This window comes from Paenibacillus hodogayensis (assembly GCF_039536325.1).
Lineage (GTDB): Bacteria > Bacillota > Bacilli > Paenibacillales > NBRC-103111 > Paenibacillus_AB > Paenibacillus_AB hodogayensis.
In genome coordinates, this window is record NZ_BAAAYO010000010.1 from 793,013 (window position 1) to 815,443 (window position 22,431).

At 55.8% G+C, this 22,431-nt stretch carries 20 protein-coding genes; 7 read left to right on the plus strand and 13 right to left on the minus strand.

Annotated features, from left to right (window positions below):
* The first annotated feature begins 184 nt into the window (after positions 1 to 184).
* From ABD796_RS22485 to ABD796_RS22500, 4 genes are all read left to right on the plus strand, one after another.
* Positions 185 to 571, plus strand: a complete 387-nt coding sequence (locus tag ABD796_RS22485) for a VOC family protein (protein WP_344912067.1) — start codon at positions 185 to 187, stop codon at positions 569 to 571.
* Positions 572 to 632: 61 nt separating this feature from the next.
* The gene (locus tag ABD796_RS22490; RefSeq protein ID WP_344912069.1) at positions 633 to 1,535 is read left to right on the plus strand and encodes a LysR family transcriptional regulator; all 903 of its coding nucleotides are present in this window, start codon (positions 633 to 635) and stop codon (positions 1,533 to 1,535) included.
* Between the two features lie 84 nt (positions 1,536 to 1,619).
* Positions 1,620 to 2,426, plus strand: coding sequence for a histidinol-phosphatase (locus ABD796_RS22495; protein ID WP_344912071.1), 807 nt, complete (start codon positions 1,620 to 1,622; stop codon positions 2,424 to 2,426).
* Positions 2,427 to 2,655: 229 nt separating this feature from the next.
* Positions 2,656 to 4,491, plus strand: coding sequence for an FAD-dependent oxidoreductase (locus ABD796_RS22500; RefSeq protein WP_344912073.1), 1,836 nt, complete (start codon positions 2,656 to 2,658; stop codon positions 4,489 to 4,491).
* Positions 4,492 to 4,650: 159 nt separating this feature from the next.
* Here ABD796_RS22500 and ABD796_RS22505 read toward each other — a convergent pair whose 3' ends face one another.
* Positions 4,651 to 5,640, minus strand: coding sequence for a zinc-dependent alcohol dehydrogenase (locus ABD796_RS22505; RefSeq protein ID WP_344912075.1), 990 nt, complete (start codon positions 5,638 to 5,640; stop codon positions 4,651 to 4,653).
* Positions 5,641 to 5,897: 257 nt separating this feature from the next.
* Between ABD796_RS22505 and ABD796_RS22510 the strand changes: the two genes are divergently transcribed.
* A complete protein-coding gene (locus tag ABD796_RS22510; protein WP_344912077.1) occupies positions 5,898 to 7,367 on the plus strand; it encodes an extracellular solute-binding protein in 1,470 nt (489 codons plus the stop codon).
* A 90-nt stretch (positions 7,368 to 7,457) separates the two neighbouring features.
* Here the strand turns inward: ABD796_RS22510 and ABD796_RS22515 are convergent, their stop codons facing one another.
* From ABD796_RS22515 to ABD796_RS22530, 4 genes are all read right to left on the minus strand, one after another.
* Positions 7,458 to 8,342 carry a carbohydrate ABC transporter permease gene (locus tag ABD796_RS22515; protein ID WP_344912079.1) on the minus strand — a complete coding sequence of 295 codons (885 nt, stop codon included), beginning with the start codon at positions 8,340 to 8,342 and terminating at the stop codon, positions 7,458 to 7,460.
* Between the two features lie 18 nt (positions 8,343 to 8,360).
* Positions 8,361 to 9,269 (minus strand): ABC transporter permease, encoded by a 909-nt coding sequence (locus ABD796_RS22520; protein ID WP_344912081.1) that lies wholly within the window; start codon positions 9,267 to 9,269, stop codon positions 8,361 to 8,363.
* Between the two features lie 186 nt (positions 9,270 to 9,455).
* Positions 9,456 to 9,632 (minus strand): hypothetical protein, encoded by a 177-nt coding sequence (locus tag ABD796_RS22525; RefSeq protein ID WP_344912083.1) that lies wholly within the window; start codon positions 9,630 to 9,632, stop codon positions 9,456 to 9,458.
* A 70-nt stretch (positions 9,633 to 9,702) separates the two neighbouring features.
* Positions 9,703 to 11,361 carry an extracellular solute-binding protein gene (locus ABD796_RS22530; protein ID WP_344912085.1) on the minus strand — a complete coding sequence of 553 codons (1,659 nt, stop codon included), beginning with the start codon at positions 11,359 to 11,361 and terminating at the stop codon, positions 9,703 to 9,705.
* Between the two features lie 275 nt (positions 11,362 to 11,636).
* Between ABD796_RS22530 and ABD796_RS22535 the strand changes: the two genes are divergently transcribed.
* Entirely contained in the window at positions 11,637 to 13,868 is a 2,232-nt protein-coding gene (locus tag ABD796_RS22535) for a helix-turn-helix domain-containing protein (protein WP_344912087.1), read from the plus strand.
* Positions 13,869 to 14,000: 132 nt separating this feature from the next.
* On the opposite strand, the gene ABD796_RS22540 is transcribed toward ABD796_RS22535, so the two are convergent.
* From ABD796_RS22540 to ABD796_RS22575, 8 genes are all read right to left on the minus strand, one after another.
* The gene (locus ABD796_RS22540) at positions 14,001 to 14,846 is read right to left on the minus strand and encodes a YitT family protein (RefSeq protein ID WP_344912926.1); all 846 of its coding nucleotides are present in this window, start codon (positions 14,844 to 14,846) and stop codon (positions 14,001 to 14,003) included.
* Between the two features lie 201 nt (positions 14,847 to 15,047).
* Positions 15,048 to 15,392 carry a hypothetical protein gene (locus tag ABD796_RS22545; protein WP_344912089.1) on the minus strand — a complete coding sequence of 115 codons (345 nt, stop codon included), beginning with the start codon at positions 15,390 to 15,392 and terminating at the stop codon, positions 15,048 to 15,050.
* A 302-nt stretch (positions 15,393 to 15,694) separates the two neighbouring features.
* On the minus strand, positions 15,695 to 16,324 hold the full coding sequence (locus ABD796_RS22550; protein ID WP_344912091.1) for a DedA family protein: 630 nt from the start codon (positions 16,322 to 16,324) through the stop codon (positions 15,695 to 15,697).
* 199 nt (positions 16,325 to 16,523) lie between these two features.
* The gene (locus tag ABD796_RS22555) at positions 16,524 to 17,588 is read right to left on the minus strand and encodes a Gfo/Idh/MocA family protein (RefSeq protein ID WP_344912093.1); all 1,065 of its coding nucleotides are present in this window, start codon (positions 17,586 to 17,588) and stop codon (positions 16,524 to 16,526) included.
* 238 nt (positions 17,589 to 17,826) lie between these two features.
* The gene (locus tag ABD796_RS22560; RefSeq protein WP_344912095.1) at positions 17,827 to 18,693 is read right to left on the minus strand and encodes a YitT family protein; all 867 of its coding nucleotides are present in this window, start codon (positions 18,691 to 18,693) and stop codon (positions 17,827 to 17,829) included.
* A 5-nt stretch (positions 18,694 to 18,698) separates the two neighbouring features.
* Positions 18,699 to 19,943, minus strand: a complete 1,245-nt coding sequence (locus ABD796_RS22565; RefSeq protein ID WP_344912097.1) for a cation:proton antiporter — start codon at positions 19,941 to 19,943, stop codon at positions 18,699 to 18,701.
* Between the two features lies 1 nt (position 19,944).
* Positions 19,945 to 20,442, minus strand: a complete 498-nt coding sequence (locus ABD796_RS22570; protein ID WP_344912099.1) for a cation:proton antiporter regulatory subunit — start codon at positions 20,440 to 20,442, stop codon at positions 19,945 to 19,947.
* 194 nt (positions 20,443 to 20,636) lie between these two features.
* A complete protein-coding gene (locus tag ABD796_RS22575) occupies positions 20,637 to 20,993 on the minus strand; it encodes a hypothetical protein (protein WP_344912101.1) in 357 nt (118 codons plus the stop codon).
* A 324-nt stretch (positions 20,994 to 21,317) separates the two neighbouring features.
* Between ABD796_RS22575 and ABD796_RS22580 the strand changes: the two genes are divergently transcribed.
* Entirely contained in the window at positions 21,318 to 22,328 is a 1,011-nt protein-coding gene (locus ABD796_RS22580) for a cation diffusion facilitator family transporter (RefSeq protein ID WP_344912103.1), read from the plus strand.
* Positions 22,329 to 22,431 lie beyond the last annotated feature (103 nt).

Here is a 22,431-nt window from a genome sequence, read left to right on the forward strand (position 1 = left end):
TTTCCAAAAAATAAGATACACAAATTATTATATTCAAATTTGAGTATATTGCAAGAGCGAAAATAGGAAATGTTTCCTAGGCGGGACTTTCCCTGCCGACACGTTAAAGGTACAATAGACAAGACGACATCGGAACAGTCGGGAGACTGATTTTTCACTTCTATTCGGAGGGAGCAGGTAGAGAATGGCAGTACGTAAAATCGAACATGTAGGCGTTATGGTAACCGACATGGAGCGCTCGATCGCCTTTTACCGCGATGTGCTCGGCCTGGAAACGCTCGGTACCCTCGATCATGGCAACGGCACGATCAAGCTGGCCTTTCTTGGCAGCCCGGGAGCCGGCGAAACTCAGTTGGAGCTTGTCCAAGGCTATACCGGACGCCTCGCCGAAGAGGGTAAAGTTCATCATATCGCTTTTACCGTGGACGATCTGGACGCTGAGATCGCCCGCATCGCCAAGCTGGACGTTACGTTCATCGATCCGGACATCACCGTGCTGCCGAACGGCGCGCGTTACCGGTTCTTCTACGGACCGGACGGCGAATGGTTGGAGCTGTTCCAGCCAGCCTGATTTTCTCCGGCCGTCCGGGTAAACCCGGCGGCAAGCGGAGACGCAAAGAAAGGAGAATGCCGTGAATATCAACCAGTTGGAAACGCTGGTCACCATATCCAAGACGATGAGCTTCCGTAAAGCGGGCGAGCTGCTCAATCTGACCCAACCGGCGGTTTCTGCTCAGATCAAGAGCCTCGAAGAAGAATTCCGCACCGTACTCGTCGACCGCAATCAGCCGGTAACGCTGACGGACAGCGGGAAGATCTTCCTGGAGCATGCGGAACGCATTCTGCAGACGGTCGAAGATCTGAAGCAGAAGCTGGACGATCTGAACCATACGCCGCAAGGCCATATCCAACTCGGTACGACGACTTCAATCGCCATGCAGATTTTGCCGCGGGTGCTTTCTTATTTTCAAAACCAGTATCCGCTGATCAAGACGACCATCCACTCGATGACCTCTTCGCAGATTATGGCGAGCGTGGAGAGCGGCGCCCTTGATGTCGGCATCGGCTATTTGTTCGACAAGCATCCGGGTCTGGATACGTCGATCCTGTATTATGATACTTTTGAGCTTGTCGTATCGCCCAAGCATCCGCTTGCGGATTTGCGGCATACTACCGTAGACAAGCTGAAGGATATCCCCTTTATCATGCTGTCCCCCGAAACGGCCGGCAGACGTTTTACGGATCAAGTGTTCCATAATTACAAAATCGAGCCCCCGATCGTGATGGAGCTGTCAAGCAGCGAAGAGGTCAAGCGGATGGTCGAGCTTAATCTCGGAGCAGCGATCATTTCCAAACTGTCGATCGCAGGGGAGCTGCGGCTCGGGACGCTCAAGATGATTCAGGTCAACGAGTTGGAGCTGACGCATCCGATCGGCGTCATTACGAAAGCCGGCAAATATACGAGCTCCGCGATGCAGCAGTTTTTGAGCGATTTGAAGGGGATGCCCGAGTCGAACTTCCACGGCTCGGAATAAAAGGATGCCGCTTTGCTGCGCAAAGCTCAGCTTATGCTTACGATGCCAGCTTTGCTGCGCAAAGCTCTTAAAGGAGAGCCCAACATGAAATTCGATCTGCATACGCACCACGATCGCTGCGGACATGCGGAAGGCCATATCCGCGACTATATCGAATCCGCAGTGGAACATGGCCTCCAGGTGATCGGCATATCGGACCACTCGCCTTATTTCGGCGAAAAGGAAGACCAGCCGTGGCCGGGCATTGCCATGGCCCGCAGCGAATTCGACCGTTATATCGAAGAAGTGCTTCGGCTGAAAGAAGAGTTTAAAGACCGTATCGAGGTGCTGCTCGGGGTCGAATCGGACTTCTTCCCGGAGCACGCCGAGACTTACCGGGCGATCTACGCCCGCTATCCGTTCGACTACATTATCGGCTCGGTGCACAAGTCGGACGGCATTAGCATTTTCAACAAGAAGCGCTGGACTCATTTGAAGGAAAGCGAGCAGGTGCGGCAGAAGGAGCTGTATTACGGCTTGATCCGGCAGTCGGCGCAAAGCGGCATGTTCCAGATTCTCGGACATATCGACGCGATGAAAGGCTATTACCCCCCCTTCTCCGATATCCCCACCCAAGCCATTGAGGAGACGCTGCGCGTCATCGGGCAGAACAAGCTGGCTATCGAGATCAATACGTCCGGCAAAATGAAAGATTGCGGAGGCTGGTATCCGTCCGATGCGATTCTCGAACGCGCCCTGCACTACGGCGTATCGGCGACGTTCGGGTCCGACTCCCACGTACCGGACCGGGTTGGCGACGAGTTTGACGAGGTCAAGCGGAAGCTGAAGGAAATCGGCTTCAAGGAATGGGTATTTTTCCGGCAGAAGGAGCGGGTCATCGTCCCGCTGTAACCGTTCGGCGCGGCACACCCTGCGCGCGCTAACGAAGAATGGTCCTCCCGTTGCAGCACGAATGAATGAAATCGATACGAGTAGGCCTCCCGTCCCATCGACGAGGGGCCCCTTTCTTTGGGTGAAGCCCGACCTGATCTGGGGTGCCCGTTGCCCGGCTCCGCATTTTACCGTACAATAGAGGCAGTAATCGGCGCTCATCTTACAGGATATCAAGGAGTTGCATGGGTTGGGTAAAAAGAGTTGGGTCGGAGCGCTTGCCATTCTCGCGGCGGTTGTGCTGTACGCGGAATTCGGGTTTAAATCGGTCCGCAAAGCGGATCTCGTCATCATCGGCACGGAGCTGGAAGGCATGTATATGGCCCGAAGAGCCCAGGATCTGGGGCTGAAGGTCATTCTGCTCGAGCCGGACGCCAAAGTCGGCGGGCAGCTGCTCCGCGGAGAAATGCTGTATTTGGACGAAACGTTCGACGATAAAGGCACCTCCCTGGTACAAGGCTCCATCAAGGAGCTGTTCGAGCGCTACTACGCCGGCGGCATACGCAAGCTGGGCGATTTCCAGACGTATTTTCACAGCTTGTCCAAAAGCATTCCGACACTCAAAGGGATCACGCTGATCGAAGCGGAAAAGGACGGCGGCACGCTCCGGAAGCTGACGTATCGCACGTCCGCAGGCCGGTCCCACACGATCGAAGCGGACTACTTCGCGGACAATACCGACAACGGGGCGCTAGTCCGGCTGCTCGGCATCGGGCGGTTACCGGGGCTGGAAGCGCTTTATCAAAATACCCAAAATGAATATATGAGCGCTACCTATATGATGAAATTCAAGGGCGTGGACTGGCAAACGTTTTACGCCCAGTTCTGGAGCATGAACAAAGCGGAGCGGATGACGCAGTACGGTCCGGAGACGTATGTCGATCCGAACATCGCTTACGGCTTCCCGCCCATCGTCGCCCGCTACGAGCCGCAAAACCCGGATAAGGTCAATTTGCGCGGGCTTAATATTTTAAACCAAAAGGACGGGCAAATTATTATAAACGCCCTGCAGGTTTACGACGTCGATCCGAGCAAGCCGGAAACGGTCAGCCGGGCGATGGCGTATGCCCGCGAAGAGATGCCGCGCATCCGCGACCATCTGCGGCAGCACATCGCCGGATTTCAGCATCTGGAACTGGATGGGGAGCCGGACTACCTGTATATTCGCGAATTCGATCATTACCCGACGGAGTATACGCTCCAGGCTTCCGATCTGCTCGGCGGCAAGATGTTCTGGGACAATGTGGCCGTCGGCGGCTATTTCATCGACATCCAGGGCTCCCGCTCGAACCGCGAGGGCTTCGCCATCGGTAGGCCTGACAAATACGGCATGCCTCTGCGCAGCTACCTGCTGCGAGATGCGGACAACGTCATCCTGACCGGCAAGCTGGTCGGAGCCTCACCGGTCGCTTACGGCAGCGCGCGCATTCAGCCGAACGGGGCGCTCGCCGCAGAGAGCATCGGCACGCTTCTGTCCCGGCTCAAGGGCACGGGCACCGTGTTGAAGCAAGTATCGCCCGAGCAGATGGCCGCGTTCCAGCAGCAGATGCGCGAGCGGTACGGCGTCGAGCTGCAACCGGGCAACGGCGCGAGTAAAATCGAAGGCATGTCCGAAACCGACATCGCCGAGTTGAATGCGGGCCACATTACACTGCTGGCCAACCGGAATCAGGCGCGCACGCTGCCGTTTATCCGCGTTTATTTCAACGACCAAGAGGTCAAATTCACGGCTCACAGGCCGGTCACCGTCGACGGCAAAACATGGACGCCCGTCGAGGAGCTGCTCCGCGCATTCGGGGCGCAGTCGATCCGCATCGATCTCGACCGCGGCGAGATTCGCTACACCCGCACCGACGATCCCGACCGGGAGCGGACCATCGTTGCGCCGATCCACATCCTGAACAACCGGGTGCTGATCAACCTGCGCGATATTAGCGATCTGTTCGGCTACAAGACATACTGGGACAATCAGAACCGGATCATTACCATCTACAGCGAGGAACTTGCCCCTCTGGCGCAACCTTGATTATATTTGACGGAAGATGAAGCGAAAGCCCCGGAGCCGGAACGAAATCGGCCCGCGCAACGCAACAAAAGCCTCCTGCCAACACCCGGCGGTCCACAGACCGGCCCGGATAGGCGGGAGGCTTCTTTATGATTGGGACAGAATGATCTGGCCGTGTATTCAAACGAACTCGATCAGCGTTCCCATCGTCTCCGCCGGCGAAGCCGCCGCTTGCGCGTAAGCGTCCTCCAACTGCTCCAGACGGCACATGCCGGTAATGAGCGGCTGCAAGTTCATCCGGCCCGATGCCAACAGGCGGGCGAATTCGTCCAGGTTGCGCTGCAGCGTCCAGCGGACGTAGCCATACGGATAATCCCGCCCTTCCTGCTCGTATGCCGTATCGTAGCGGCCCGGTCCCCCCGCCCGCGATATCGTGATCTGAGCTTCCTTGGCGAACAGTTTGTTGCGGTCGAATTCGGTATTCGTATCGCCGACGATGACGATTTTGCCTTTATCGCAAATCCAGTCGATCGCCTGGTCGATCAGCTTGTGTTCTTTCGTGTTTGCGCAGATGAGCACGCAATCCGCGCCTTGTCCCCTCGTAGCCTCGCGAACCCGCTCGATCACCTGATCCGCCGAACGGCATACGTCCGCAATGCCGGACTGCTCGGCGATCGTACAGCGCGTCTCCATCACGTCCATCGCGATGACGCGATAAGCGGCCGCTTGTGCGATTTGCGCCGCCAATTGGCCTACGATGCCAAGGCCGAGCACGACGACCGTTTCGCCGAAGCGCAAGTCCGCTTGCCGCAGCCCCTGCAAGGCGATCGTAGCGATGCCGGAGAACGCCGCCACTTTCGGATCGACGTGCTCGGCCAGAGGAGCCACGTGATTCCGGTTGGCATTGAAATATTCGGCATGCGTTTGCGCGCCGTAGCATACGATCCGCTCGCCGACGCGCACATGATCCACATCTTTGCCGACTTCCTTGACGATGCCGGTTGCGCTATAGCCGAGGAAAGCATTGATCCCTTTGCGCAGCACCATCAGCTCCGTGCCGGTGCTCACCGCCGAATATTCCGTCTGCACAAGCACGGAGCAGTCCGTCGTTTCCGGTAACGCAATGTCGACGATCTCCAAACGGCCGTCCAAACTTCTTGCCGCTTTCATAAGTATTCCCTCCCATGTAACGATCCGATTGCAATAATCGGTCGGTTGCCTTCTGCCTATCGATCCTGTAACTCACGATTCTAATTCATTTTATAATTGATATTCAGTGCGGTCAATAGAAAAAAGATGATATTAATTCATATTGTAATTTATTATTCATTTACTCCGGCTAACAGTAATTTATATTTCAAAAAAGATATCAATTAGGATATACTGATTGAAGGAAAACCATGGAGTCATGACAAGGGGGCGACGACATGCCGCAACGACAAAGCCGCAAAACGTTCGCCGATCGGCTGGACCATCTGGTCGGGCAGCTGCGCAGCCGGATTTTGGACGGGACTTATGCGGAGGACGACTTTTTGCCCGCCGAGAGCGCGCTAGCCAAACAATTCGACCTGAGCAACAATTCGGTGCGCAAAGGGCTGGAGCAGCTCGTCGCCGAAGGACTGATCGTCAAAATCGACAAGGTCGGCAGCCGTGTCGCCGCGAATAGCAGCCATCAGCGGACAACGATTACGATCGCCTGCTACCCGTCCATCGAAAGGGATGTCGCCTTTACCGAGCTGCTGGAGGATTTCCATCGGCTTTATCCGGCGATCCGAGTAAAGCCGATCACGGCAAGCCCGCTCACCGATTCCGGCTCCTACGCCGGTACGATTCGCGAAAGCGTCGCGAACGGAACGGCCGATCTATATACCGTTCATCATATGGACTTCACCGAGCTGATTGCCGAAGGCGCGGCCGAGCGCTTCGAACCACTCGTTCCCGCGCCCGGCACATACCCGTTTTTGAACGAACGGTTTGCCGTGGACGGGACCGGGGAGTCGTTCGTTCAGCCGCTGATGTTTACGCCGCTCGTGCTTTGCTACAACAAGGACCATTTTGCCGAAGCCGGTCTGCTCGAGCCCGATTCCAGCTGGACGTGGCAGCACTTGCTGGACAGCGCGGCAAGGCTGACGGTGCCCGGCAAGCGGCACGGGTTCCATTTCTTCGCGCTGTCCGACAATCGCTGGCCGTTTTTCCTTCTGCAGACCGGAGCTGGCTTCGCGCGCGACGACTGCGGTTATTATGCGCCGACCGACAGCGCGCAGCTGCTGGGGGGCATTCGCCTCTGCGGGGACATTATCGGCAACCGCGACGTATTCCCGCCCTATTTGTCGGAAAACCAGCCGGAAGCGACCCGTCTGTTCGCCGAAGGCAAAATATCGATGCAGCTGGCCACCTACAACAGCCTGAACGACCTGAAGCGCGAAGCATTGCGGTACGATATCGCTCCCGTCCCTCTGCCGACCTCGGGTTCCCCGGCGACGCTGGCCATCGCCATCGGGCTTATGGCCGGCAAAGCGTCGCAGCACAAAGAAGCGGTCAAGCTGTTTATCAGCTATGCCGCTTCCCATGAGGCCCAGCGGGCCATCCGCTCCCGCACGCTGAGCATCCCCGCCTGCAAACCGGCCGCCGAAGCGGCCGAGCGTGCCGAGTCCGCCCAGCCGAACGGACAGCAGGCCGGCTTGAACCGGCCCGAGCATTTCCAGCTGTTTCGCGATATTATCCCTTCATTCCGCTGGCATGCCGATCTCGGCTTGCCGATTCCGCTGCTCAAACCGCTGCACCGGCTGCTCAAGCTGTACTGGTCAAGCATGATCGACGACGATACGCTGCTTGCGGAGCTAAGCCGGCTTTCCTTCCCTTTGGGCGCGGATCGCGCCGAACAGCAGCACGGCTAACGTGCTGCTGCTTCAGCGACGCCCGTTCCGCCGCAGCCCCCGATTTGCCGCTTTTTGCTAGTGCGACTACGGTCCCAGCATCCGCAACGCTCAGCCCTTGACGCTGCCGAGCACAATCCCTTTGACGAAAAACTTTTGCAGGAACGGATAGACCGCGATAATCGGCAGGGCACCGAGGAAAATTTGCGCCGACTTGACCGTCTGGTTGGACAGCTCCTGCATCAGTTCCACGTCGCTGTCCGACATCGCGCTCATGTCCTGCTGGATAATAACGGTTTGCAGATAGCTTTGCAGCGGATAGTTAGTCGGATCGTTCATATAGATGAGCCCGTCGAACCAGGCGTTCCAATGGCCGACCATCGTGAACAGCAGCACGGTCGCCAGCACCGGCTTGGACAGCGGGATGAACAAGCTCCACAGCGTGCGTATATGGCCTGCGCCGTCGATAAAGGCGGCCTCCTCCAGCTCCTTGGGCAGCGCCCGGAAAAAGTTGAGCAGCAGGATGACATTGAACACCGGGACAGCTCCGGGCAGCACCAGCGCCCAGATTGTGTCCATGAGTCCGGTATTCTTGACTGTCATGTACGTCGGGATCAGCCCCCCGCCGAACAAAGCGGTCAGGAAGAAATACCAGACGTACACCGTGCGCATCTTAAAATCGCGCGTTTCCTTGGACAGCGGATAGGCGATCAGCACGCACATCGTCATGTTCAAGACGGTCCCGAGCACAAGCCGCTCCAGCGATACGCCGAATGAGCGGGTGAACTCGACTTTGCGGATGACGAATTCATAAGCCTTAGTCGTAAATTCCACCGGCCACAGTCCCACGCTCCCCGCCGCCGCGGCCGAGCTGGAGCTGAACGACACCGCCAGCACGTGGACGATGGGAAACAGGCATAGAAAGGCGAGAAACGCCATAAATGTATAATTTCCTGCGATAAACAGCTTGCGGCCCCATGACGGACTTTCGACCACCTCCGGTTCCCTCCCTCTCTAGAAGATGCGATAATTGGCCAATCGGTAAGCGAGCAAGTACGAGATCGAGATCATCACCAGCGACACGACCGATTTCAGTAGGCCGACGGCCGTCGCTAAGCTGTACTGGGCGTTCTCGAGCCCCATCCGGTACACCATCGTATCAATGATGTCCCCGCTTTCGTAAACGTAAGGACTGTATAGATTAAACACCTGCTCGAAGCCCGCGTTCAGAATTTGTCCCAGACTTAGCGTCGTCAGCAGGACGATGACCGGACGGATGCCGGGCAGTGTAATGTGCCACGTCTGCTTCCACCGACCCGCGCCGTCGATGACCGCCGATTCGTACAAGGACGGGTCGACGCCCGACAAGGCGGCCAAATACACGATCGTGCTGAAGCCGAACTCCTTCCATTCGTTGGAGACGACGATAGTGTAAGGAAACCATTTGTTGTCCCCAAGGAAAAAGATCGGGTCGATGCCGACCACGCCAAGCACCTTGTTGACGATCCCTTGGCCAGGAGACAAAATATCGATCAGGATGCCCGCGAGAATCGTCCATGACAAAAAGTGCGGCAAATAGACGAGCGTCTGGACCGTCCGCTTGAACGCGGCTTTGCCGATTTCATTGAGCAGCAGCGCGGTGCCGATCGGAGCGATCAGTCCGGCGATAATTTTCAGCACGGCAATGAACAGCGTATTTCGGAACACCTCCAGCGTGCTCGGCAAGCTGAATACGTAGGTGAAATTGCGCAAGCCCACCCATTCCGAGCCAAGAATGCCCCGGGTCGGAATATATTTTTGGAACGCCATGACGAGTCCGCCCATCGGAACATAATGATAGATGAACACGAGAATGGCCCCCGGCAGTATCATCAAATGGAGCGGCAGCTCCCTTAACCGTTTCGCGGTCCGTATCGTTCTCATCGCCGACGCGCCCCCTTTCCTTCGTTCCCGGCTTCGCCGATTCCGCTTCCGCCCCGATGGTGCGGCAAGACGCAATCGGTGAAACCGCTGCCACTTTCAAGCGGCCATGTCTGCATGCCTATATGCCCCTTTCCGCAATGTCGTGCCCAGGGTCCGCTCGTCCTCGCCAGTATCCGCCAGCCAGCATCATCCAGCCGGCTTGCGCCTCGACCGAAACGGCTCCCCGCAATCCAATCTTAGCCCGTCCGGCGCGGCCGCTACAACGATCCGTTTCGTCACTTCTATTCCGCTGCGCACAAAATGTCCCCGCTCCGCCGTTTCGGCATAGTTGCTGCGCACCGGAATACGGCGCTTGGTCCTCAAGGCAGCCTCCGCAGCGGGTAAAAAAAAGAAAGACGCATTCATCCGCGTCTTTCCGATCGTCGCCAACGCTTTATTTTTTCTGGGCGGCGTACCAGTCGTTCACTTCCTTCGTAATGATGTCGCCGCCCTGCTTTTTCCAGTCCGCCACGTACTTGTCGAACGCGTCGATGCCCAGATTGCCGGTCACGATCTTGATGAACGTTTCCGTCCGCAGCTTCTTCAATTGCTCGTTGCGTTCCGCCATCGTCGCCGTCGGCGTCGTGTAGAACTCATTGCTGACAAACCGGTTCTCCTTAATAACCTGATCAATGATGCTCGCGGAGCCGCCGGGGCCGTTCTGGGCAAACTCGCCCCACAGGTTTTTCTGGCCGCCCTTGTAGAGCATAATCCGGTCGTACACTTTGCGCCGCTCGGGAGACAGATCCTCCGGCTTGATTTTGCCATCCAGCACGGCGGTCGCCTGCCGGAAGTTCTCGATATTGTTGTCCGGCAAATAAATTTTGACCGGCGAATACGTCCACAGCCCGGACTGGTCTTCCTTGCTCGGCACGATATATTTGTAGTACACCTCTTCGGACTTGTTGTAATAATACGTTTCCAGCCAGAAGTCCATCATTTTGAAGATCGCTTCCGGATGCTTCGTTCCTTTCTTCACAACCCAATAGTAGCTGAAAATATTTAAAGGCAGCTGCGCCTGGAACGGCTTGCCGTCGATCGTCGGCATCGGATACGCCTGCCATTCCTGATTCGGCGTCAGCGCGACAAGCGGGAAGTTCGCCGAGCCCCGGCTGCCGATCATCATGCCGATCTTATTGCCGCCGATGCTCTCGTTCACCTTGTTCGTATCCTTGACGATAAATTCCGGATCGAAGTGGCCTGCCTTGTACATCTCGCTAAGCTTGGCGAGCGCCTGCTTCGTCTGCGGCTGGATTTCGCTGTACGCGAGACTGCCGGAGGCGTCCTTGATCCAGAAATCGTTGGAGGCGCCGAAAGCGTTCAGCCACCCGACCGCCATGCTGAGCTCCTTGTCCATTGCCAGGCCGAACGTGTCGTCCTTGCCGTTGCCGTCCGGGTCCTTCTTCGTGAAGGCGTCCGCGATCGCCACCATATCGTCGATCGTCTTCGGATCGGGCAGGTTCAGCTTGTCCTTCCAGTCCTTGCGGATCCATAGCACCGCCGGCCCTTCCTTCGCCACGCCGGACCACGGAATCGCCAGCAGCTTGCCGTCCAGCATCGCCGACTTCAGCACCGTATCCCCGGCTTCCTTCATCACCTTCTTGATCGACTCCGGCGCATAATCGTTATAAAGCTTGGTCATGTCCTCCAGTTGGCCAGCTTCGGCCAACTGCCGGAACTGCTGTGGCGTGGCCGCAAAGAAATCGGGGATATCGCCGGAAGCGATCATCAGATTTGTCTTCTTATCGTATTCCGTGTTCGGCACGTACCATTGGGTTTTCACCTTGATGCCGTATTTTTCTTGAAGCGTGCGGGTCCAAATATTGTTGTTGATATCCTCCCCGTTGAAAAATTTCGTCGTCGCATAGCTGAAGTTGACCGTCGTCAGCTCGATCGGCGGATCGTACTTCTCCGGCACCTTCGCCCCGGCCTCCGTATTTGGCTTGCCCGCATTCGCAGGCGTTTTGGCCGCTTCTTCGGTCTTACCGCATGCGGCGAGCATTGGAACCGCTATCAAACTTAAGCCGACCAACATCTTGAGCGCTTGTTTCATCTTGCTTTCTAACCCCTTTCTGTCGCGATCGCGTTATGATGGACACCGCTCCCCAATTTCAGGTATCCTTGCTGCCCATCGTAAGCGCTGCCGGCTGCCGCCACAACAATCCGTTTCGCCGCATTTATTCCGAACCGGCACTTCTTGATCCTACGGCCATCTTTCTGCCATTCGGAATAGGAGATACGAATCGGAATAGTCAAAACGGTAGTTGAAATCGGTTTCATCTAGTATACTGAATATACGTAAACGCCTTCAGAACGGAGGAATCACCTTTGCAACGCCGTATCCGGTTTAACGGCAAATCGTTGTTCGCCAAACTGCTGCTCGGCTTCATGATTGTCATTTTCATTTCCTTCGCTTTCAACGTATTCGCCTATCATTTCTTCTACGGTCAAATGCGCGATCAACTGATCCGTTCCAATTCGATAAGCGTATCCAAAACGGTAGACGGCTATGAAAAGCAGCTAAGCCAGCTGGACGACCTGCTCACCCGCTACTTTTTCAACAATTCGGTCGTTGCCTTGAAGAAAGGCAATATCGATTCCGATTTCCCGATCGTCAACGAGCTGGCCGACGAGTTTAAGACGATTGTAGGCAATTACAATCTCGATCTGGAAAACGTTTTCGTTTACTTCAAAGACCAAAGCTTCGTCATCGACAAGAACGGCTATACGCGCGCCGAGGACATGTTCGGCAAATATTACGTCAGCCGCGAATACGGCTCCGACTTCTGGGCCCGTCAGTTTTCGGAAGACTTTCATTTCCGCGCCTTTCCGTCGGCCGATTTCCAGAAGCGCGGTATGGATCTCGTAACGTTCGACAAAGGCCGCTACTTCCCGATTATCGTCAAGAGCCAGATCGGCAGCCAGTTCTACGTCGGCGCCCTCGTCGACCCGGACCGCATGTTCGCCGCCTTGAAGGGGACGTCCGACAACCCTTTTTATATGACCGACAAAGACGGGCAGCTGTTTTTCAGCGCCGGGTTGCGCCCCGCCGCTTTGCCGGAGCTGTCGACGGGTCTGTCATACGTGTCGCATGCGAACAATTATTTCTTTTATCAGCAGGGGCGCTTGTCCGGCCTTACCTATGTCAGCGTAGTGCCGTATCAAAGCGTCGCGTCCCAGTTGACGAAAATGAACGTGCTGCTGCTGTCCTTGTTCGCGCTATCGATCTTGATCAGCCTCGCCTTGTCGGTGCTGCTCAGCTTCCGCTTCAAGAGCCCCGTGCAGCGCATTGTCGAATCGTTGCGGCAAATGAATCCCGCCATCCGGCACGGCAGCACGATTCACGAGTTCAACGTAATCAGCGAAGGGCTCGAGCATATGATCGAATCGGTTCACCGCAAAAACACGCTGCTGCAAAAGTATGGCTACCTGGACAAAATCAAAAGCATCCAGGCGCTGGACACCGATATGCAGTCGTTGGTGGAGACCGACAGACCGTTTCACTTTATTATGTTCCATATTCATTATACGCATGAATACGGGCAGCTTGGCAACGAACATCCGCTCAAGGCGACGTATTTTCTGGAATTTATCAATTTAAACATAACCGGCTCGTTCGCCGACTCGTTGACGATGCAGATCGAGAAGGACCGCATCCTGTCCATCGTCTTTACGGACGAGGACGTCTCTGCCGCAATCGCCGAGAAGCTGCTTTATTTGAAGTCCATATTCGATAGGGATAAGACGTACTACCAGCTGACGATCGCCTGTCAACCCCGTCTATGGGCGCCCACGGAGTTCACGGCCGCTTACGAGGCCGCCGGCGAAATGGTTCGCAGCCGCAAGCTGAACGACGAGACGCAAATCGTCGACGCCGTCGGCGCAACGAATCCGCTCCTGCTTTGGACGAACGAGGAGGACCGCAACTTCGCGGCTATGCTGGAATCCGGCAACGAGGCTTCGCTGACGGCATTGGCGCGCGGCGCCCTGAACCGGCTGGATAAATCCGCTGCCTCCGCCTGGCATTACCGGCAGTTTGCGAGCGATCTCGTATCCAAGGTGCTGATGACGCTGATGGCCCACAAAATCGATACGCATGCGCTGGATTCGCAAGGCTCGCCTTTTGACGAAATCGAACGCTTCGTATCCGCCGAGCAGTACGGGCAGTTTTTCGAGCGGCTGCTTGCACAGGCGTCAGCCTTGATCCGCGAGAAGCGCGAGGCGCGCGACCCGATCGTCGACTTTGTCGTCCGGTTCATTGAGGAGCATTACGGGGATGACATTTACCAGGACTTGATCGCCGATCGGCTGAATATCTCGACCGGTTACCTGCGCAACTATTTTAAGGAAAAGACGGGACAAAACCTGAGCGACTACCTGAACGAATTCCGAATCGGCAAGGCCAAGGAAATGCTGACCGCCACCGAGGAAAAAATTCAGGATATCGCCGCCAGGGTCGGCTACCAGAACGCCAACTCGTTCACCCGCATGTTCCGACGCCTGACCGGCTTCACACCCGGGGAATACCGCCGTGACCGTATATTGAACCCTCAGAAGTGAAGCGTCGCCGCACGGACCGGCCAAATGCCTTCCGTGACCCGTACGTAATACAGAAAAATGCAGGAAGCCCCGCGCGGGGCTTGACGACCCGCGTCGAGGCTTCTTTTTTTTGGGGGATATCCCCTACTCGCATCAATGAATATCTTTTTTCTTGAAACGGCCGCCCTTGACGTCGTGGATGTTGCCGACTGCCAAGAACGCCGACGGATCGACTTCTTCGACGATCGTCTTCATCTTCGCTTCCTCCAGACGGGTGATGACGCAAAAAATGACGCGTTTCTCACCGCCTGTGTAAGCCCCTTCCCCATGCAAATACGTCACGCCGCGGCCCAGCCGCTGAATGATCGCCTGACCGATCACCTCATGCCGCTCGCTGATGATCCATACCGACTTCGATTCGTCGAAGCCTTCGATAATGACATCGATCATCTTGTAAGCGATGAAGTAAGCAATCAGCGAATACATCGCGCGGTCCCAGCCGAACACGAACCCGGCGCTGGCCAGAATGAACACGTTGAAAAACATGACGATCTCGCCGACTGAAAACGGCGATTTTTTGGTAACGAGAATGGCGACGATCTCCGTACCGTCGAGCGAGCCCCCGAACCGGATGACCATGCCGACCCCGACGCCGAGAATGATGCCCCCGAATACGGCCGCGAGCAGCGGATCGTCGGTAAGCGGCTTGACGGAATGAAGCAGCCACGTGCCGGCGGACATGACGATGACCGCGAACAAGGTGGATAAAGCGAACGTTTTGCCTATCTGCTTATACCCTAGATAAAAGAACGGAATGTTCAGAACGAGCAGGAAAATGCCGAGCGGAAGCCCCGACAGAGCCGAGGCGATAATGGAAATGCCGACGATGCCGCCGTCAATAATATTGTTCGGTACGAGAAAAATTTCCAGCCCGACGGAAAACAGGGCCGAGCCGAATGTAATGAACAGCACCCGTTGAATGAACTTCGATCGCGTCATATGGGTATGCTGGGTTTGGGGCTGCGCTTGTTGCAGCTGTACAGTGTCTGTTTTCATCGGAAACCTCCCAAGAGCTTTTTCGCGGAAACGGCTGACTTCGCGGGTACGCATGCCTTGGCGCATGTGGATCAAACAGCACGACAAATAAGCTCCTTCCGATACGGCAAGGCATGCGCAATGATGCAGCTTGACGAAACGCGACTAGACGGAAACATAATTCGAAGTGAATTTGATCGGACGAAGCAGCAAGCTCTTCATCAGGAGAGGGATGGCGCGGGTGGTTCGCAGCCGCAGAGCGGTTACGATCCGTCTCAGCGGAAACAGCAAAAGCGCGAATACGGTAAAAGCGACCGCTTCTTCCGGCTTCTCAATGCTTTGGCCGACGGTACTGGCGATGCAGCATCCGGCGGCTGCGGATGAAACCGCGGGGATGGAACTGGAGACAGGAGTGACCACCGTTTCAATCGTGGGCATGAGGAACGACCAGAGCAAGGCAAAGGTGACGATCAGCTTCAGATGAATGTGCAACGCTCTGGATGCAATCATAGTCTGCCCCCTCCCCCGTTATGTCTCTAAAGCCAGAATATCACAAATTCGTGCAAAATTCAAAGCGAAACGCCTCATCCTGGCTTTTTTGATGCTATTCCCTCCGATTTTCTCCGAATATCACGTATTGTGTCAGAAATGAATCGTCTTTTTTCGTGCTTCGTGCTCGAATGCGACGCACGCTCCCCAGTTTCGATAGTATACGCCCGGATCGTGCCCCCGTTATGAAAGCGGCAAAAAGAGCCTCGTCCACAGGGAGGCTCTAATCGGCATTTCAGTATTCGAAGCTAGACGTATAGGCTTCACGATTCGGAGAAGCCTCTCTCGTCGACTCTTTTCCTCTGCAGCTTGACCCTGAGCTTCTTGATATAGAGCATCAGAGCAAATCCCGCGATTAGCAAGGCCGCCGCCCGCCACGAGTAGGCAGACGCCAGATGAAGCAATTGCTCCAGCTGCGGGCCGAACAGCCGGCCGACGGACACGTAGAACGCGACCCATATTACCGCGCTGGCCGTATTGTACAGCATAAACGTGCCGAGGCGAATGTTCATAATGCCGGACACATAGCCGGTAAAGTGGCGCAGGCCGGGAACGAAATAACTGACGAGTATAATTTTCGTGCCGTATTTGCCGAACCAGGAAGAAAGCTTGTCGAGCCGTTCCCGCTTCAGGAAGATGTACTTCCCGTACTTGGCGAAAAACGGCGCACCGAGCCGGCGACCCAGCCAGTACGTAAGCATCGTGCCGATCACGGCGCCCGAAAACGAAAACAACATATCGAGCCAAATGTTAGAATTCCCTAAATAAGCCATATTTCCGGATATCGCCATAGCCAGCTCGCCGGGAAACGGCAGCGCCAGCGATTCGGCAAACAAGCCGAAAAACAGCAGCACATAGCCGTATTGCTCAAATAAAACGTTCATCCATTCCATGGTCGACAGCTCCTTGAGATCGTTGCGGCATTCTTGTTATGCTCAGTATACCGGAGGGAGCGGGACGCATGAACGGACCGGGGATCAGTATATTTCCCGGACAATAGTCGGGGCGAACGACGCCAAAACCCGGACCTCCGCGACGGCAGCTTGCGCTTCCGTGTGAAAATCCGGGTTTTGTTTTGAGAAAATATACGCTTTACGTGCGGCTGACTGTCTCCCAAGGCTGATCCAAACCGAGTCCGCGCAGATCGGCTACGGTGTTGTTGCGCTCCGCTTCGTACAGCTTCCAGATGACGCGCAGCCCTTGCAGGCTGGTCGGTCCGTCGGTAATCGGAGTCGCGCCGCTATGGATACAGTCGATGAAGTGCTCCAGCTCATGGTGAGTGAATTTGCCCGATTCGTCGGCCTCGTACAGAACCTGGGTCCGCGACCCGGAATCGAGATTGGCCTTCTCTTCCTTGATATGCGTATGCGCGTACAGCTTATTGTCGCCGCGGTTGATTTCCAGCATGCCTTCCGTGCAGTGTGCGTGAACACTCCAGCCAAGACGCGTTCCGCGGGCGCCCCATGTACCGAAGTGGTAGCCCAATGCCCCGTTCTCGAACTCGAGGGTTACGTTGCTGGTGCCTTCCTTCTCCATCCAGGGCGTGCCGAAGTTGGTGCCCATGTGCGTGCCGCGCACCGGACGGCCAAGGAACCAAAGCAGCAGGTCGACGTAATGGCAGCCGTGGCTGAAAAACTGCCCCCCGCCTAGCCGATCCGCCGAAAGCGCCCAATGCCCGTCATAGTAGCGCGTGTACTGCTCCGTCCAGACCGATAGCTGGAAGCATTCCCCGTACGCCTTCGAATCGATCAATTCCTTCAACTTCAACACGATCGGCCAGAACCGCACCGGATATGCGGTCATTAGCACCTTGCCGACTTCCTCCGCCTTGCCGATCAGCTTTAGGCATTCCTCTTCAGTATTGCACATCGGCTTCTCCATCAGCACATGCTTGCCGGCTTCCAGACAAGCCATGCCCACTTCAAAATGCAAGTCATGGGGCAAAACGACCAGCACGGCGTCGACATGGTCCAGCAGATCGTGATAATCCGCAACCGCCAGCTTGGCGCCGGTCAGCTCGGCCGCCTTCTGCGCGCGTTCCAGCTCGATATCGCATGTGGCGGTAATTTCCAGCCGGTCCAACAAATAATGAAATCCTCCCGAGTGCGTTCCGGCCATGCCTCCGCAACCGATAATGCCAAGACGAATTTTACTCATATTCCCGCATCCTTTCCCTTTTCCCGTTGTAGGTTCGTAGTTGCCGGTATTGACGGCGTTTCCTTCACAAGTCCATCATAAACGGTCCGGCGCGTACAATCTTTATCATCCCGGTCCGATGTTTTGCACTTTTTAACGCCTGGCATACAAAAGAAGCCTCATTCCGTTTGCGGACGTCCCGGAGCCGAATTCCCCGATCTGAAGCCCGCAACAGCGGAAGAAGCTCCTCCTCTGGCGCTCATTGCAAATATTTGTATTCATGATGCTTCGCGCTTTGCAGCGGAACCATGCTGACCGTCGCAGCCGGCGCCGCCTCGTGCAGCAGCTCGCGCAGCGGCTGCTCCTGCTCGCGGGTAATAATGACCGTCAGGTCCTCCCCCGGCTTCTCGGTCACGACGGGAAACCCGGAGCCGAGCACGCGCTGCATTTCCAGACGGACCGCATCGAGACTGCCTCCGCAAATATGCACCATCGTGTAGCGGTGGTGGCCCCTCATCGTAAAACGCAGCGACTGGTAAGCGATAAAATAGGCGATGACGGAATATATCGCCTGCTCCCAGCCGAACAAGAAGCCGGCAACCGCCAAAATCGACAGATTGACGAGCATGACCAGCTCAGCGATGGACAACGACACTTTCCGCTTGACCCAATACGCCGCTTCATTGACCCCGTCTGTATAGCCGCCGACCCGGAGCACGAGCCCCGCGCCGCAGCCGAGAGCGAGTCCTCCGAGCATGGAAGCGGCCAGCGAGTGCTCCGTAAGCGGCGGAATCGGATCGAGCAGCACGGTGACGGCCGCCGTCGCCAGAAGCGCGGCGAGTCGGATGAGCGCTGTTTTTTTGCCAAAGCGGGGATCGGCTACGAACAGGAACGGGACATTAATGAGAAACAGGAACAAGCCCATTCGCATTTCCGTTATATGGGAAAGCATGATCGAGATGCCCTGAGCCCCTCCGGCTACGAGCCGGTTCGGCTTCAGGAACAGTTCGAGACCAACAGCGATCAGCACGGCTCCGGCCAGGAAGGAGAAGACGGCGGGCCAACCGATTCGGGACGGGCCCTTGAACCGTTTCGGACGATAACCGATTTTCATGGCGCCACGCATACGCCTCAGCCCTCCCTTTGCTCGGCCGCAACCGGTTCCGGGGACTGCGTCTGCTCTTGGGCGGCCTTCTTTCCTTTCCGCCGGTACAGCAAATTATAGATGTGTTTCGATTCTTTTGTCAGAAGCGGCCCAAGTATGGCCAGAATAAGGACGTACAGGGCGGCGAACGGCTGCAGGATCGCAAGCAGCCCACCGGCTTTGCCGAGATTGGCCATGACGATTGAGAATTCACCGCGGGACACGATCGTCAGCCCGATATTGACCGACGCCTTCGGCGACAAGCCTGCGCTACGTCCGGCCAGCATGCCGGCGACGAAATTGCCGATCAGCGTCAGCACAACGGCTCCCAGCGACAGCCACACCGCCCCTCCGAGCGTAGTCGGGTCGATCGTCAAGCCGAAGCTGAAGAAGAACATCGCCCCGAAGAAATCGCGGAACGGCAAGATCATGTGCTCGATGCGCTTCATATGCTCGGTTTCCGCCAGTACGAGTCCGACAAGCAGCGCGCCGATCGCCTCTGCGACGTGAATCGTCTCGGAGAAGCCGGCAACGACCATCAGAGCCCCGAAGACGACAAGCAGGAACAGCTCGTTCGAGCGGATATTAAGCGCCTTGTTCAGCAAAGGTACGGCTTTGCGCCCGATGATGAGCACGCCCAGCATAAACACAAGCGCTACCAGAGCGGATATGGCAACCCCCACGAAGGACGAGGAGCCGCTTAGCACGAGACCGGACAAGATGGAAATATAGACCGCGAGGAACACGTCCTCGAACATAATGATGCCGAGAATCATTTCCGTTTCCGGATTGGCCGTTCGCTTTAGATCGACGAGCACTTTGGCAACGATCGCGCTCGACGATATCGTGGTGATGCCGGCGACGACGAGCATTTCCTTAAAGGGCAGCCCGGACGCCAAGCCGAACAGCAAGCCGAGCGTAAAGTTGATGGCAATATAGATCGTACCGCCCACGACGATGGATTTGCCCGATTTGATCAGTCGTCCGACTGAAAATTCCAGACCAAGGTAGAAGAGCAGAAACAGCACGCCCAAACGGCCCATAAATTCGATCAAAGGCGCGCTTTCGATGAAGCGGAAGTCGAACACGCCCCACTTTGGAGCATGCGGTCCGACCGCCATGCCGATCAAAATATAAAACGGAATGACCGAAAACTTCAGTTTCGTCGACAGCAGACCGGCTACAGCGATCAGGACGACGGCAAGGCCGATCTCCAGCACGAGGTGATCCATATTAACGCCCCCCATGCTGGAGCAGTTGCTTGAGCACCTTGAGCTGATTCCTTTCACCGGCGACGATGAGCGTGCTGCCGCCCTTCAGCTTATATTCCGCCCCCGGATTGATGTGATGCGTATGGTCCGGATATACGGCGGCAATGATGCTTGCTCCGGTTTTTTGACGTACGCCGAGTTCGCCGATCGATACGCCCACGCAAGGATAATCCGTATCGATGCGGTACCATTCGATAATCAGATCGTTCAGCGCGACCTCGATCGTTTCCATCGCTTTCGGCTTGTAATTCATTCCTCCCAAAATGGCGGCAATCGCCCGCGCCTCGTCGTCCTCCAGCGTGGCGATCGATACGCTCTCATCCGGATCTTCGCGGTCCGGCGTATAAATTTCTCTGCGGCCGTCATCGTGTATGACAATGACGAACTTCTCCCGGGAATACGTCTCGATTTCGTATTTGCGGCCGATTCCCGGCAAATCTGACTCCCTTATTGGTTTCATCCGTTATCCTCCGATTGTGGTATGGTGTGCAACCGTCCAGATGCAGCGGCACAATCGGATAAGGGCAATGCCCGTTCTTGAATGGGAAAGCTATTGCGGGCATGCCTAACAATACCCGAGTACGGCAACTGCATGCGACACTCGCTGTTATTCTTTTCCGACAATGGCTGGTTCATTCCGTTAAAAAGTCAGGATTACGCGAAATACGCGGGAACATACATGGAAGTGAATTTAAGGGGACGCAAAAACAACTGCTTGCGAAGCAGCGGTACTGGGGGGGCAAAGCGTTCGACGCGCGTACGCACGCGAATATCGCAAAGAATGGAGCAAACGAACACGAACAATATGATAAGCGGCAGCAAGAGCCGGAGCTTCTGCGCAAAATGAACGGGCGCACCGAGCGGAGAATGGATGGAAGCCGGTGCGGACACGGCCGGAATCGACTTGGAGATAGGCGTGACGACCCGTTCAGCGGTCGGCATCAGAAACGACCAGAGAAGAGCGAACGCAATAATCAGCAATCCGGCTTTGCGGACAGACTTTGTATGCATCAAAGGGTTTTCCCTCCTTTCCGTTTATTGTTAGGTTCATTTTAACATAAATTCGGCCAAATTCCAAGTTATTATCAGGGTTATCGATTCTTATATCCAATTTACTCTTATTCTCTCCCTTTATCGCTTGAAAACGTTATTTTTTCTTCTATAATTCTTGAAGTTATTTCGTTCAACCGATACGGCAGAGGAACTGATAACGATAACCATTCTTCCTTATTTATAATTATTATAAATAAGTATTGATTTTAAAAACTCAAGGAGTATAATGAAAAACACGAACAATTCCGAATCTTCTCCCCTCTGGAAAGCAGGTGACTTCCGATGTACGATTATCATCATTTGCGTCATGTCAAGGAACAGGTCGCTTCCAAGCGCGCGCTCTGGATTACGCTAATACTGACCGCCTTTTTTACGGTCGTGGAAATTGTCGGGGGGCTCGCCTCCCATTCGCTCGCCTTATTGTCGGATTCGGCCCATATGGTGTCCGACGTGATCGCTCTCGGGCTGAGCATGACCGCCATCTACTTGGCTTCCCGTCAGCCGAACGCCCGTTTCACATTCGGATTTTTGCGGTTCGAGATCATCGCCTCGTTCCTGAATGGCTTCGCTCTCTGTCTCATCGCCGCCGGAATTTTCTACGAAGGCGTGCGCCGGGCGCTTCATCCGCAGGAGATCAACCTGTCGCTGATGCTGACCATCGCCTCGATCGGCTTCGTCGTCAATCTGGTGCTGACGATGGTGTTGAGCCGCAGTATGAAGGAAGAAGACAACCTGAACGTCAAAAGCGCGCTGTGGCATTTTATCGGCGACCTGCTCAGCTCGATCGGCGTCATCGCCTCGGCTATCCTCATATCGTTCACCGGCTGGGGGTGGTTCGATCCGCTCATTAGCGTCGTGATCGGCGGCATCATTTTTATCGGCGGGGCCAAAATCGTCAAGGAATCGTATCTGATTCTGATGGAATCCGTTCCGGACAAATACGACCTTGATCAAATCCGCGCCTCGATAGGCGATGTGGAAGGCGTCGAGGATGTGCATGAGATGCATCTGTGGGCCATTTCTTCCGATCATTACTCGTTGTCGGCCCATGTGTTTATCGACGAGCGGGTACAGCCGTTCTGCGTCATTCTGGCGATCAACGAGACGCTGCAGCGCCAATACGGCATCGCACACTCGACGATCCAGATCGAGCATGCGACGATTCATCCGCATGGGGAATACGGCAAGCAATTTTTGCTCCATAAGGAAGAGGAGGAGCGGGCGCGGAAGCTCCGTCACGCATCCGGACCGGTTGAGAGCCGGCAATTTCTTGAGGCTGGTGCTCAGCCGTAATGAGGCGTCCCAAACGGGCGTATCGTTGCCGGTCGCCGAAGCTGCATCGTCTTCTTTCGGAACCGATCATTAATCATTTGTCCCTCTTGACGTGAACAAAGCC